We start from the raw sequence: 13003 nt of genomic DNA, 5'->3' as shown, positions 1-13003 counted from the left end.
GATCCCCCGTGTGAGACAATGGACATCGATCCGCCGATGGCCACACCGTCGGCTGGGTCCATTGGACGGCCACCGGCCGGCGGCACAGGACTGAGGCAGTGTAAGGAAACTGCCCGGCCAGCGAGACGCGGACCACGCGTCCCTGGCCTTGCGAAAGCCGCCTATGGCACGCGACAAGACGCGTGAGACCGAGAGGGCCGCCGATGGTTCCGGGTTCGGCGCCCCGCATCCAGCGGAGACCGAAGGCACGGTTCACCTGAGACTTTTTGGAGTCCGTCGACGGCGGCACCCCGGGTACCGCATCGTCGGACCGGGGGAAACGCCACCGAGAGCGGACCTAGCCGCTCCGCGGGCACGAGTGTGGCGTGTCAGTGGGGCAGGAGGTGCTGTCCATGGCAGCCAACGAACAAGACAACAACGAACAAGACAACAACGAGCAGAACGAACAGCAGAACACCGAATCGAGCAGCACGGAGTCCAGCAATACTGACTCCCATGGCCCGGAGTCCGGCACTGCAGAGTCCGGCACCGCAGAGTCCGGCACCGCAGATTCCGGCACCGCAGAGGTCGACTCGGCAGAGTCCAGCGCCGAGAGCGCTCCCGTGGACGCGGACAGCTCGGAGTCCTCGGACAGTCCAGCGACTGAGGCAAACCCCGCCGCCGAGGCTGATTCGCCTCCTGAGGAGACGCCGGCCGGTGAGGACTCGGCGGACACTGAGCGCACCGTGGACGATCCGTTCGCCATACCCGCCGATCCGCTCGCGCTGATCTTCAAGGCGCCGGATCTGTCGACGGTGGCATCCGCTCCCCGCCAGCGCAATGACGATCGTGGAGGTCAACGCGGCCAGAGCGCTCGAGACCGGGACGCGTCTGACGCTGAGACCGATGACAACAAGCGTTCCGGCGACTTCGACGGCGAAGGCGACCGGGATGCCGAGGCCGGTCAGTCCAGCCAGCGCAGTTCCCGCCGTCGTCGGCGCAGCCGTGGCCGTTCGGGTGGCAGTGCCGAGGGAAACTCGGCCGAGAACGGCGCGGAGACCGCGACCGAGGACTCTGACCATGACGGCCGGACCGCACATGCGGGTGACGACGACGACAGCAACAACGGCAACGGCAGCGGCGGAGGCGGTGGCTCACGCCGGCGTCGCAAGCGTCGCCGTGGTGACGCCGACCTGGAGCTGGAAGGTTCGACCGACGGAGATCCGGCTAATACGGTGACCCGCGTTCGCGCACCGCGTCAGGCCGCGTCCACCGGGCCGGACGCCGTCACGTCCCTGAAGGGCTCCACCCGGCTGGAGGCCAAGCGGCAACGCCGGCGCGACTCGCGTTCGGGCGGTCGCCAGCGCCGCCACGTCGTCACGGAGGCCGAGTTCCTCGCGCGTCGTGAGTCGGTGGATCGCAAGATGCTGGTCCGCCAGCGGGACCATCGCATCCAGATCGCGGTGCTGGAGGACGGTGTCCTCGCCGAGCACTTCGTGTCCAACACGACGCAGGATTCGCTGATCGGCAACGTCTACGTCGGCAAGGTCCAGAATGTCCTGCCGTCCATGGAGGCGGCGTTTGTGGACATCGGCCGCGGCCGCAATGCGGTCCTGTACGCCGGCGAGGTCAATTGGGACAACGCGAACCTTGAGGGCAAGGGCCGGAAGATCGAGAACGCGTTGAAGTCGGGTGACTCCGTGGTCGTTCAGGTCACCAAGGACCCGGTGGGACACAAGGGCGCCCGACTGACGAGCCAGGTCTCTCTGCCCGGGCGCTATCTCGTCTACGTGCCCGGCGGTTCGATGACCGGGATCTCCCGGAAGCTGCCGGACGTGGAACGCTCACGGCTGAAGAAGATCCTCAAGGACCACCTTCCGGAGAACGCCGGAGTGATCGTTCGCACCGCTGCGGAGGGCACGTCCGAGCAGGAACTGATGCATGACATCAACCGTCTGCGCGCTCAGTGGGAAGGCATCGAGGAGAAGTCGAAGTCGACCAAGACGCTGGCGCCGGAGCTGCTGTATTTCGAGCCGGATCTGACGATCAAGGTCGTCCGCGACGTCTTCAATGAGGACTTCTCCAGCATGGTCGTCCAGGGTGAAGAGGTCTGGGACAACATCGAGGCCTACGTGACCTACGTTGCGCCGGACCTGTTGCCGCGACTGGAGCAGTGGAAGCCCCAGGATCATGACGGCGAAGATCTGTTCGCCTCCCACCGCATCGACGAGCAGCTGCAGAAGGCCCTCGACCGCAAGGTGTTCCTGCCCTCCGGCGGCTCGCTGGTGATTGACCGTACCGAGGCCATGACCGTGGTTGACGTCAACACCGGGAAGTTCACCGGTTCGGGCGGCAACCTCGAGGAAACCGTCACCAAGAACAACCTGGAGGCAGCCGAGGAGATCGTCCGCCAGCTGCGGCTGCGGGACATCGGCGGCATCATCGTCATCGACTTCATCGACATGGTGCTCGAGTCCAACCGTGATCTCGTGCTCCGTCGCCTGGTCGAGTGCCTCGGCCGAGACCGCACTAAGCACCAGGTTGCCGAAGTCACCTCGCTCGGCCTCGTGCAGATGACGCGCAAGCGCATGGGCACCGGCCTGGTCGAGATCTTCTCGGAGACCTGCGAGCACTGCAACGGCCGCGGCATCATCGTGCACGACATGCCGGTGGAGCACCGCCGTTCCCATCATGCCCAGGGCGAGCCTCGGGCGCACAGCGCCGGTGGTTCGGGTGGTTCCGCCGGTGGCGGCTCCCAGGGTGGAGGCGATCACGACGGCGGCCGCAAGTCCTCCCGCAGTGAGCGGCGGCGTCGCAGCCGCGAACGCCAGGCCGAACGCGATCGTCAGGATCAGCCGGACAGCTCGGCCGAGCAGAACCTGAGCCCCGAGGAGGAGGCCGAGCGCCAGGCCCGTGCCGAGGCGGCCCGCGCGGCCTTCGCGAACATGGCGGCCGCTGCGGCCAATGCCCACGAGGACAAGGGCAGCCAGGACAAGGGCGGCCAGAAGAATGCCGACCAGGAGAACAGCAGCCCGGACAACGGCAAGCGCGACGAGGGATCACCGACGTTGAACTTCGGTGGCGAGACCGTCGAGGTGCCGCGTGGACGCCGGAAGTCTCGGCGTGCCAGTTCCACTCCCGATCTGGCCGCATTGGAAAGCGCGCTCGACCAGAGGGCGCCGCGCGATCAGGGCAGTGAGCAGTCCACTTCTTCCGCGACCCCGTCGGCCCAGCCGGCGACCAGCGCGCCGGCCAAGCGCACCGCGAGCACCTCTTCGGCCAAACCCGCGACCACCGCGCCGGCGAGCGGGACGGCACGGCCACAGCGCCGGCGTCGTGCTGCCTCCTCGGATGGCACCTCGGGTGACATCCGCACGGTGGACCTCAGCGCCGCGTCGGCGGACGCTGGCAACGGACGTCGATTCAGCGCCTCTGCCTCGGTCTCCGGTCCGGCGGTGACGGAGAAGGCCGGACAGCAGAGCTCAGCCGACTCGGCCGCACCGATGATGCTCGGGGTCGGCGTTCGGGCGGAGGACATCACGCGTTCGGAGTAGGTGTGTCATTTGGCCCTGGGCAAACCGGCGGGTAAGATGGATACTCGGTGCTGCGCCGCCGTCGTTTTCTGTCTGCCCCGTGAATGGGTGTAGGAAAGCCCGCCGGTACGCCCAGAGCCATTGCCCCCGCTGTCCGGTACCGTCCGCATTCGCCGGCCGGACACCGCTGGTTTCGGCAGGCCGGGACAGCAGCAGAACAAATTCGTGAACGTCGAGAGAAGTGAGTCCCAAGTGGTGTACGCGATTGTCCGCGCTGGCGGCCGCCAGGAAAAGGTCTCCGTTGGAGACCTCGTTACCCTTGACCGCGTCGCCGCTGAGGCCGGAAGCTCCGTGGAGCTGCCCGCCGTCATGCTGGTGGACGGGGACAAGGTGACCACCGGTGCCGATGACCTGGCCAAGGTCACCGTCACGGCCGAGGTCGTCGGTGAGTCCCGTGGCAAGAAGATTGTCATCCAGAAGTACAAGAGCAAGACCGGCTACAAGAAGCGCCAGGGTCACCGTTCGGAGCTGACCACCGTCAAGGTCACCTCGATCGCCTGATCCGGTTCTCAGCGCCGGTTCCACTCCAGAGCCCCAGCCCCGCGGTTCAAGGCACACAGCCCGTGGCCGCACACACATCGAAGGATTGAACAATGGCACATAAGAAAGCCGGTAGTTCCTCGAAGAACGGCCGCGATTCCAACCCGCAGTTCCTGGGCGTCAAGCGTTTCGGCGGCCAGGCCGTCAACGCCGGCGAGATCCTGGTCCGCCAGCGCGGCACCAAGTTCCACCCGGGCTCGAACGTGGGAATCGGCAAGGACGACACCCTGTTCGCCCTCTCGGCCGGTGCCGTCGAGTACGGTCACCGTCGCGGTCGCAAGGTCGTGAACATCGTTCCTGCCGCTGCTGAGTGATCTCAGACTGACGGCATCCGGGGGAATGTTCCCCCAGTAGGACATCCCTCCGGCGGGGGCGGGCCACTGCGGCCTGCCCCCGCCGGAGTCGTTAAGGCGCAGCACTGCAGACCGCTGAAGAGTACAGCGGAGCACGTCGTGCGCCACACTAGTAACACCCAGTGTTGATGAGGAGAGGCGGCCATGGCGGCTTTCGTGGACCGAGTAGTCCTGCACGTTTCCGGCGGTCACGGAGGCCACGGTTGTGTCTCGGTGCGTCGGGAGAAATTCAAGCCCCTGGGCGGTCCCGACGGCGGCAATGGCGGCAACGGCGGCGATGTCACCCTGGTCGTGGACAACCAGACCACCACGCTCCTGTCCTTCCACCACGCTCCGCACCGTCACGCCGGCAACGGCGGTCCGGGTAAGGGTGATTTCAGCAACGGCGCTCATGGTGAGTCCCTGGTTCTGAAGGTTCCCGACGGCACCGTCGTCAAGGATGCCGACGGCAACATCCTCGCTGACCTGGTGGGCCACGGGGCCAGCTTCGTGGCCGCGGAGGGCGGACAAGGCGGGCTCGGCAACGCCTCCCTGTCCTCGCAAAAGCGCAAGGCCCCCGGCTTCGCTCTGCTCGGAATCCCCGGTGACGAGAGGGACATCGTCCTGGAGCTGAAGTCCGTCGCGGACATCGCCCTGGTCGGATTCCCCTCGGCGGGCAAGTCATCGCTGATCGCTGCCCTCTCAGCGGCGCGGCCGAAGATCGCGGATTATCCCTTCACCACCTTGGTCCCGAATCTCGGTGTGGTCCAGGCGGGGGAGACCCGCTACACCGTCGCCGACGTCCCCGGTCTGATCCCGGGTGCCTCAGAGGGCAAGGGTTTGGGCCTGGAGTTCCTGCGGCACGTGGAGCGCTGCGCCGCGCTGGTGCACGTGTTGGACTGCGGCTCCCTGGAGTCCGACCGCGACCCGCTCTCTGACTTCGACGCGATCGAGGCGGAACTGGCCGCCTACGCCGTGGAGCCGATCTTCGCCCAGGGCGGCAGTGGAGTGGTGCCGCTGAACGAGCGTCCCCGCATCGTCGCCCTGAACAAGACCGATCTGCCCGACGGCCAGGACATGGCCGATATGGTCCGCGCGACCCTCGAACAGCGGGGTCTGCGCGTCTTCGAGGTCTCCGCCATCTCGCATCAGGGCCTCGACCAGCTCAAGTTCGCCATGGCCGATCTGGTCCGACAGGCCCGGGAGCGGACGCCGGAGCCGGAACAGGTCGCCGAGCCCGTCGTCATCCGACCCCGGTCGGCCCGCTCGAGCCGCAGCAAGGACTTCGAGATCCACCGCGAAGAGCGCAACCTCGAACCGCTGTTCCGCGTCCGCGGCGCCAAGCCCGAACGCTGGGTGGCCCAGACCGACTTCACGAATGACGAGGCCGTGGGCTATCTGGCCGACCGCTTGAACCGCATCGGGGTGGAAGAGGCACTGTTCAAGCAGGGTGCCAAGCCCGGCGACGCCGTGGTGATCGGCAGCGACGACGACGGCGTGGTCTTCGACTGGGAGCCCACCATGGCCGCCGGCGCCGAGTTGCTCGGTGGACCCCGCGGCGCCGACCTCCGAATGGAGGAACAGGCCCGGCCCACGCGCGAGCAGAAGCGCCGCGAGTACGAGGAGCGCAAGGCGGCCCGCGCTGCCGCTCAAGCCGAGGACGAGGCCGAGCGCCGCACTGGTGTGTGGTCTGTGGATCGCGAGATCAACCGGCTGGCCGGGCTCGCCGCCGACGATGCGCCGGATGACGCCGACCAGACGAGTCAGGCGGGCGAGCAGCGGCGAGACGGCGCCGATGGCTGATCATGTGACCAACCCGGTGACGGGCCGCGACACCCTGCACCGCGCACGCCGCCTCGTCATCAAGATCGGCTCGTCCTCGCTGACGACCCCGACGGGGCTCAACCATGAGGCGATCAACTCCCTCGTGGACACGATCGCCGCCGTGCGGTCCCGTGGCACCGATGTCGTGCTGGTCTCCTCGGGGACCATCGCGGCTGGCATCCACCCCCTCGGCTTGGCCAAACGCCCGCGTGACCTGGCCACGCAACAGGCTGCGGCCGCCGTCGGGCAGGGAAAACTGTTGGCCGACTACGCCGCCTCCTTCGCGCGGCACCGCATCGAGGTGGCGCAGGTGCTGCTGACCGCGGATGACCTGATCCGCCGCATTCAGTACACCAATGCCCACCGGGCCCTGAACCGGTTGCTGGCACTGTCCGTGGTGCCGATCGTCAACGAGAATGACACGGTGACCACGGCGGAGATTCGGTTTGGGGACAACGACCGCCTCTCGGCACTGGTGGCCAATCTGCTGCGCGCCGACGCCCTGATGCTGCTGACCGACGTGGACGCGCTCTATACCGGTCCGCCGTCCCGCCCGGACTCCAGACGCATTCCGTTCGTCGGCTCACGTGCCGATCTGGAAGATGTGGCCATCGGACGGACCGGACCGGCCGGCGTCGGGACGGGCGGCATGGTCACCAAGGTGGATGCCGCCGGAATCGCCAGCGGATCCGGCATCCACGCACTGGTCACCTCCGCCGAGAACGCGGATGCCGCGCTGGCCGGTGAGGACGTGGGCACGTGGTTCCAGGCCTCGGGCAAGCGCCGCTCCGCCCGCGGCATCTGGCTCGGACTCCTCGCCGAAGTGCAGGGCCGGGTGGTGCTCGACGACGGCGCCGTCACGGCCGTGGTGAAGAACAAGAGATCCTTGCTCCCGGCCGGGATCATCGGAGTCGATGGCGTCTTCGACGCCGGCGACCCGATCGAGCTCGCGGATCAGCGTGGACTGGTGGTCGCCCGCGGGTTCGTGAACTACTCCTCGTCCGAGCTGCCGGACATGCTCGGCAGCACCACAGCACAATTGCGGGATCAGCTCGGTCCCGAGTATCAGCGTCCCGTGGTGCACACCGACGATTGTGTTCGTCTTTCGAGCCGGGCGCAGTACCACCGGTAGGCTTCGGGGTATGTCCACGACTGCCGAGAACGCCTCCGGGATTGCCGAATCCGCGTCGCCCGCTGTGTCTGACGCTGCCTCTGACGCCGTGTCCGAAGAGGTCCGTGAAGGTGTCCGAAAGGTCGCCGAACGAGCTCGCAAGGCACGGCCGGAGCTGGCCACCGCACGTCGCGCCCGCAAGGACGACACGTTGCACGGTATGGCCGACGCCCTGCGTGCCACCGCTGCCGCGATCCTGTCAGCGAACGAGAAGGATCTGGAGCAGGGCCGGGAAAAGGGCACGTCCGAGGCGCTGCTGGACCGTCTTCGCCTCGACGAGCAGCGCATCGGAGCACTGGCCGCCGCACTCGAGGAACTCGCCGCACTGCCGGATCCGGTGGGAGACGTGGTCCGTGGTCGCGATCTGCCCAATGGGCTGCACATGACCCAGCTCCGCGTCCCCCTCGGTGTGATCGGAGCCATCTACGAGGCCCGTCCGAATGTCACGGTGGACATCGCCGGCTTGGCGCTCAAATCCGGCAATGCCGTCATTCTTCGGGGTGGTTCTGCGGCACGGGAGACCAACGCCGTGCTGATTCAGATCCTGCGTGAACAGGCGCTGGCCTATGGCTTCGAAGCGGACATCATCCAGGGGATCGACGAGTTCGGCCGCGAGGGCGCCACTGCCCTGATGTCCGAGCGGGGATCGGTCGACGTGCTGGTGCCGCGCGGTGGACGTGACCTCATTCAGTCCGTCGTCCGGAACGCCGTCGTGCCCGTCATCGAGACCGGCGAGGGCAATGTCCACCTGTTCATCGATCGGACTGCTCCCGTGAAGATGGCCGTGGACATCGCGATGAATGCCAAGACCCAGAGGGTCTCCGTGTGCAACGCGGCCGAGACGCTCTTGCTGCACGCCCAGGCCGAGGATGCCGGCCGGGAGGTGCTGCGGGCCCTGTCCCGGGCCGGCGTGGTGCTGCACGTCGATGAGGCCGCTCGCGCATGGCTGCCGAGCGAAGTGCAGGCGACGGAGGCCACCGACGAGGACTGGGGCACGGAGTACTTGGCGATGGAGATGGCGGTCAAGACGGTGGAGTCGCTGGACGAGGCGATGGATCACATTCGCCGGTGGTCCACCGGACACACCGAGGCGATCGTGACCAATGACCTCGCCAACGCCGACCGGTTCGTCACCGAGATCGACTCTGCGGCGGTCATCGTGAACGCCTCAACACGGTTCACCGACGGCGGCCAGCTCGGTCTGGGAGCGGAGGTCGGCATCTCCACGCAGAAGATGCACGCCCGTGGTCCGATGGGGCTCGAGGAACTCACCACCACCAAATGGGTGCTCCGGGGTGACGGACAAGTCCGTCCCTGAGGTCCCGGCCACGTCCCCGTGAGGTGCTGGTGATGGCGGCGGAGGGACTAGGATGGGTCGGAAAGACCCACTGAGACGACAGCGACCTGAGACCACAGCGATATCAGGCCGGAATGACCGGCCGCTTCGAGGAGAACCACCTGATGCAGAACATCACCGCCGCCGCGAACGTCCTCGCTGCCGAGACGCACCACGTGGTCAATGAGCTGATCGCCCCCGCTTGGGTCTTCGGCGTCGGGGCGTTCGTGGTGTTCTTGCTGTTGCTGCTGGCCACCATGTCACTGCGTTCGGTCAGTGAGCGTCTTCCCGCACCGACCACGGCGGTTGACGTCCACGGTTCCACCGGCCGCGATGGCCAGCGCTCCGGCCACTGAACCCGGTCGAGACGCCTTTCACTGTGACCCAACGTCGTTTCCGCCTGGGAGTTATGGGCGGCACCTTTGATCCCATCCACCATGGCCACCTGGTCGCGGCTTCGGAAGTGGCGGCCGAGCTGGAACTGGACGAAGTCGTCTTCGTGCCCACCGGGCAGCCGTGGCAGAAGGACGCCACCCAGGTTTCCCCCGCCGAACACCGGTATCTCATGACGGTGGTGGCCACCGCGGCCAATCCGCGGTTCACCGTATCCCGGGTGGACATTGATCGACCGGGTCCGACATACACCGCGGATACCCTGCGGGATCTGCGGACTCTGCGCCCTGAAGCGGACTTGTTCTTCATCACCGGCGCCGACGCCCTGGCCCAGATCATGACGTGGAAGGACATCGACCAGCTCTGGGACATGGCCCAATTCGTCGGGGTCACGCGGCCGGGCCACGATCTGGTGGAACTCAGTCCGGAGACCGGAGTGATGCTGATGGAGATCCCGGCGATGTCCATCTCGTCCACTGGCTGCCGTGCGCGAGTGCAAGCCAACAGACCGGTCTGGTACCTCGTTCCGGATGGCGTGGTCCAGTACATTGCCAAACACAACCTATACTTGCCGACCGCTCACACTCCCGGTGGGGGACTGGGTGGCGGAGGGGCCGAGGTATGAGGGAACCAGAGATCAAGAAGCCGGTCATCAAGAAGACGGATCCGCCATTGCCGACGCGGAGGTCCTTGCGCCAACACCGCCGGGCCGACCGAGAAGCCGGTGCTCCGGAGGGCGAGACCACGGTCGCCGCCATCCTCGAGCTGCCGGCCAACGCGATCAGCCCCACCGACGTCGGCCCGCTCACCGGACAGGTTCCGCAGGTCTATTCGGCAGAGGACGCCACCGACGGCGGCTATGCGCTGAAGCGCACCGGCGCGGAGAATTCCCGGGTCGGCTCGCATGCCGCTTCGGGACCCGCATCGGTGAGTCAGGGGGCCCATTCCGCTGAGTTGCCCGTCATCCGGGCACGGCGCGCGCGCTCGGCCTCGGGCACCGGGGGCTTGCCGGAGCATGTCACCCTGGACCGCGACGGCGTCCCGGTCGGCCCCGACGGTCAACCACTGAGCCGCCGTGAGATTCGAGAATGGCGGCGGCAGCGTGACGCCGAATCCGCGGTGTCTGCTGGTGCGGCGTCTGCTGGTGCGGCGCCAACCGAGTCAGCGGAAACGAGCCCCTCGCAGCCCACCACGGAGGGCACTCCACGCAAGGCGACCCGAGCCCGACGCGCGGAAGCGCCGGCAGGTGGCCCGGCCGCCGTCGTACCCCAAGACGTCATTCCCGGGAACGACGTGTCGGGGACGGCTGACGAGGGAACGAACCCCACGGACGCCGAGCCGGTCACGCGCGAGTCGTTGGCGGCCGAGGCTGCCGAACTGGCCGAGAAGATCCAGGCGTCCGGCGGCGGCGACCCTTCCGCAGTGGACCCCGATTTGCTTCGCCAACAGGAGCGACTGGCCGAAAAGGCGCGTCAACTCAACACCGGGCTCATCAGTCAGGTCCCGCCCGCCGAGACCGTCGTTCAGCCGCGGCCGAAGTCTCCGGTCGCAGAACGGTCTGCATCTGAGGCTCCCGTGGTCCATGAGCCGGTGGAAGCGCAGGCCGCCCACGGGCTGGACTCGCTCAAAGCGACGGAATGGTCGGCCCGTGAACGCACGCTGATGATCGTGGCCGGCATCGTGGTTCTGATCTTGCTGATCGCGCTCATCCTGGCCATAGTTTTCTGACACCTTCGTCTTCTGACCACCTCGCAGCAGTCCCGTCATGATTACCGCCGACCGCCATCCACCACTGTCTCCCAGGAGTTGCCTGTGACCGTCCCCGAAACCACCCTGACCGCGCTGAAACTGGCTGGCCAAGCCGCAGCGGACAAGCAGGCCACGGACATTGTCGCCGTCGACGTGGCCGACCGGATGGGGCTGACCGATGCGTTCCTCATGGCCTCTGCGGGCTCCGAGCGCCAGGTCCTCTCGGTGGTGGACGAGATCGAAGACGTGCTCACCCAGCAACTCGCGCTGGACGTCAGCCGTCGTGAGGGCAGGGCCGGGGGCCGATGGGTGCTGCTGGACTACGGGCACTTCGTGGTGCATGTTCAGCACGAGGAAGAGCGGGTCTTCTACGCTCTCGACCGGTTGTGGAAGGACGCTCCGCTGATCGATCTCGGTCTGGCCGACGGGGTGGCCGCAGACGAGGGCGGATCGGCCGTCGATCCCGGCGGCGAGGCCTCGGCGGGAGACTGGACACCCTCGTCGAACGCCGACTGGACGCCGAAGACCGACGGTCAGAACTAGCCGAGGTCGGCTGACCGAACTGGCCGACGGCGGCCGTCCGGCCGATTTGCAGAGGCACTGAGGGCCTGTGTATATTTATGGAGTTGCTTCGGGCGGTGCGGAAACGCAGAGCGCAGGCAACACCCAGTTGGGGGTATGGCGCAGTTGGTAGCGCGTCTCCATGGCATGGAGAAGGTCAGGGGTTCGAATCCCCTTACCTCCACAATGTGGTCTCTCAAGAGATCCCGGACAGCCCGGACCCGCGATGATGGGTCCGGGCTTTTCGTTTGCCTGAGGGCGGTCCGGGCCGGGGTTTCTGTGGGCAGTCATGCCGATCCGCCGCGGCAGTGTTCGCGGGTCGTGCCGATCCTGACGGGTCGCATGCATCATGATTGCGAGCGGTCAGAAACGGCGCGAAACCCGCAGAATACGATACCCATCGTCGGAGCGTCAGCCTGATCGGCTAGTGTCTCTGAGCCCAATGAGGGCTGTGCATGAGGCCGAGCACGTTGCCTGCCGAAGGGATCGATCACGGAAGCGGTGGTGAAACCCGCCTCGCGATCGGTGACCCCGAGTGTGGGGGTGTGCCCCACGCCGAATCAGATCGTCCACGCTCGCACTCACGTCCTCCACCTGCCAATACGTGATGGAGGTTCCGGAACCGCTCGATCCTGCAGGCGCAAAGCTGCGGCTCATGATGCCCAACTCGTCCTCGTCCGGTCCGATGCGAAACTCGACGTATGCGGCCGGACCGGACTCCGGGCGTCGGAAATAGGGCTGGATGCCGAAGAAGTCGACATACCACTCGGCGGCGGCGTCCACGTCATCGGCTGTGAGCACCATCGTGGTGAGGCCTTGCACACCGGCCATGGTCTATTCCTTTCACCGTGCGGGTGAGCAAAGGGGATGCGTGATGTGGAGTCGTGCCAACCTGGCGGCCAAAGTACACCCTGCTCGAACCGTTTGGAACGCCTGATGGACGCTCTGGAGTTCGGACACAGCTGCCTCGAAGCAACGGTCTCCACGCGACGGCCTCGAAACCACAGTCTCGGCACCGGGACCTGCGCCATGGACTACTCCATGGCGGCTTCCACGTCCTCCATGCCGCGGAGCATCGATCGCAGGACATGAAGTGTTGTCTCGATGTCCTCGTGGGTGAGTTCGCCGGGCATGTTCCCCAAGAGGGAATGTTCTCGGTGGATCACGGCCTCGATGGCTGCGCGGCCACCCGGTGTCAGCCGCACGAGTGACGAGCGTCGATGCCGGGGGTTCTCCACCAGTTCCACATAGCCGGCCTCGTGCGCCTCATGGACCATGCGTTGTACGAACTGGCGACTCAACTCCTGACTGGCGGCGATCCTGGGGACGGTGACGTCACCTTCGCGCTGCAACTGCTCCAACACGGCCCGAACACCCATGGACATCTTCATCCCGGCCTGTTGCTGCTGAACGATCTTAGAGGCCTTGCGATACACCGGACCCACGAGGAGATAAACCTCCGCTAGCCGGGCACCGAGGGTTGGAGAATCTAGTGGCGTGGTCATGAGTCCAGCATGACACTTTG

12 protein-coding genes and 1 tRNA gene are annotated in these 13003 nt (G+C 66.6%); 11 read left to right on the top strand and 2 right to left on the bottom strand.

Annotated features, from left to right (window positions below; genetic code table 11):
• The first annotated feature begins 392 nt into the window (after positions 1 to 392).
• From ACFQQD_RS09535 to ACFQQD_RS09485, 11 genes are all read left to right on the top strand, one after another.
• Positions 393 to 3533 (top strand): Rne/Rng family ribonuclease, encoded by a 3141-nt coding sequence (locus ACFQQD_RS09535; RefSeq protein WP_378088662.1) that lies wholly within the window; start codon positions 393 to 395, stop codon positions 3531 to 3533.
• A 231-nt stretch (positions 3534 to 3764) separates the two neighbouring features.
• Positions 3765 to 4073 (top strand): 50S ribosomal protein L21, encoded by a 309-nt coding sequence (gene rplU, locus ACFQQD_RS09530; protein ID WP_378090078.1) that lies wholly within the window; start codon positions 3765 to 3767, stop codon positions 4071 to 4073.
• Between the two features lie 92 nt (positions 4074 to 4165).
• Complete coding sequence (rpmA, locus tag ACFQQD_RS09525) at positions 4166 to 4426, top strand: 50S ribosomal protein L27 (protein ID WP_378088660.1); 261 nt, start codon at positions 4166 to 4168, stop codon at positions 4424 to 4426.
• Between the two features lie 183 nt (positions 4427 to 4609).
• The gene (gene obgE, locus ACFQQD_RS09520) at positions 4610 to 6247 is read left to right on the top strand and encodes a GTPase ObgE (RefSeq protein ID WP_378088658.1); all 1638 of its coding nucleotides are present in this window, start codon (positions 4610 to 4612) and stop codon (positions 6245 to 6247) included.
• Positions 6240 to 7400: a glutamate 5-kinase gene (gene proB, locus ACFQQD_RS09515; protein ID WP_378088656.1), complete on the top strand. Its 1161-nt coding sequence runs from the start codon at positions 6240 to 6242 to the stop codon at positions 7398 to 7400. Before obgE ends, proB begins: the two co-directional genes overlap by 8 nt.
• Positions 7401 to 7410: 10 nt before the next feature.
• Complete coding sequence (locus tag ACFQQD_RS09510) at positions 7411 to 8757, top strand: glutamate-5-semialdehyde dehydrogenase (RefSeq protein WP_378088654.1); 1347 nt, start codon at positions 7411 to 7413, stop codon at positions 8755 to 8757.
• A 113-nt stretch (positions 8758 to 8870) separates the two neighbouring features.
• The gene (locus tag ACFQQD_RS09505) at positions 8871 to 9131 is read left to right on the top strand and encodes a hypothetical protein (RefSeq protein WP_378088652.1); all 261 of its coding nucleotides are present in this window, start codon (positions 8871 to 8873) and stop codon (positions 9129 to 9131) included.
• A gap of 23 nt (positions 9132 to 9154) precedes the next feature.
• On the top strand, positions 9155 to 9793 hold the full coding sequence (nadD, locus tag ACFQQD_RS09500) for a nicotinate-nucleotide adenylyltransferase (protein ID WP_378088650.1): 639 nt from the start codon (positions 9155 to 9157) through the stop codon (positions 9791 to 9793).
• On the top strand, positions 9790 to 10896 hold the full coding sequence (locus ACFQQD_RS09495) for a hypothetical protein (protein ID WP_378088648.1): 1107 nt from the start codon (positions 9790 to 9792) through the stop codon (positions 10894 to 10896). Before nadD ends, ACFQQD_RS09495 begins: the two co-directional genes overlap by 4 nt.
• Positions 10897 to 10980: 84 nt before the next feature.
• The gene (gene rsfS, locus ACFQQD_RS09490; RefSeq protein ID WP_378088646.1) at positions 10981 to 11460 is read left to right on the top strand and encodes a ribosome silencing factor; all 480 of its coding nucleotides are present in this window, start codon (positions 10981 to 10983) and stop codon (positions 11458 to 11460) included.
• A 129-nt stretch (positions 11461 to 11589) separates the two neighbouring features.
• Positions 11590 to 11662: transfer RNA gene (locus ACFQQD_RS09485), tRNA-Ala, on the top strand.
• Between the two features lie 227 nt (positions 11663 to 11889).
• Here ACFQQD_RS09485 and ACFQQD_RS09480 read toward each other — a convergent pair.
• Together ACFQQD_RS09480 and ACFQQD_RS09475 are read right to left on the bottom strand one after the other, a co-directional pair.
• Positions 11890 to 12282: a VOC family protein gene (locus ACFQQD_RS09480; RefSeq protein ID WP_378090076.1), complete on the bottom strand. Its 393-nt coding sequence runs from the start codon at positions 12280 to 12282 to the stop codon at positions 11890 to 11892.
• Positions 12283 to 12512: 230 nt separating this feature from the next.
• Positions 12513 to 12983, bottom strand: a complete 471-nt coding sequence (locus ACFQQD_RS09475) for a MarR family winged helix-turn-helix transcriptional regulator (protein ID WP_378088643.1) — start codon at positions 12981 to 12983, stop codon at positions 12513 to 12515.
• Positions 12984 to 13003 lie beyond the last annotated feature (20 nt).

It is taken from the genome of Citricoccus sp. GCM10030269, assembly GCF_042665635.1.
Taxonomy (GTDB): domain Bacteria; phylum Actinomycetota; class Actinomycetes; order Actinomycetales; family Micrococcaceae; genus Citricoccus.
This window is presented reverse-complemented; position numbering and strand designations above follow the sequence as displayed.

What these genes read in the sequence shown, in the direction of transcription:
- ACFQQD_RS09535 (WP_378088662.1), top strand. Translation starts at nt 393, where the DNA reads ATGGCAGCCAACGAACAAGACAACAACGAACAAGACAACAACGAGCAG.
- rpmA (WP_378088660.1), top strand. Translation starts at nt 4,166, where the DNA reads ATGGCACATAAGAAAGCCGGTAGTTCCTCGAAGAACGGCCGCGATTCC.
- obgE (WP_378088658.1), top strand. Translation starts at nt 4,610, where the DNA reads ATGGCGGCTTTCGTGGACCGAGTAGTCCTGCACGTTTCCGGCGGTCAC.
- proB (WP_378088656.1), top strand. Translation starts at nt 6,240, where the DNA reads ATGGCTGATCATGTGACCAACCCGGTGACGGGCCGCGACACCCTGCAC.
- ACFQQD_RS09510 (WP_378088654.1), top strand. Translation starts at nt 7,411, where the DNA reads ATGTCCACGACTGCCGAGAACGCCTCCGGGATTGCCGAATCCGCGTCG.
- ACFQQD_RS09505 (WP_378088652.1), top strand. Translation starts at nt 8,871, where the DNA reads ATGACCGGCCGCTTCGAGGAGAACCACCTGATGCAGAACATCACCGCC.
- ACFQQD_RS09495 (WP_378088648.1), top strand. Translation starts at nt 9,790, where the DNA reads ATGAGGGAACCAGAGATCAAGAAGCCGGTCATCAAGAAGACGGATCCG.
- ACFQQD_RS09480 (WP_378090076.1), bottom strand. Translation starts at nt 12,282, where the DNA reads ATGGTGCTCACAGCCGATGACGTGGACGCCGCCGCCGAGTGGTATGTC.
- ACFQQD_RS09475 (WP_378088643.1), bottom strand. Translation starts at nt 12,983, where the DNA reads ATGACCACGCCACTAGATTCTCCAACCCTCGGTGCCCGGCTAGCGGAG.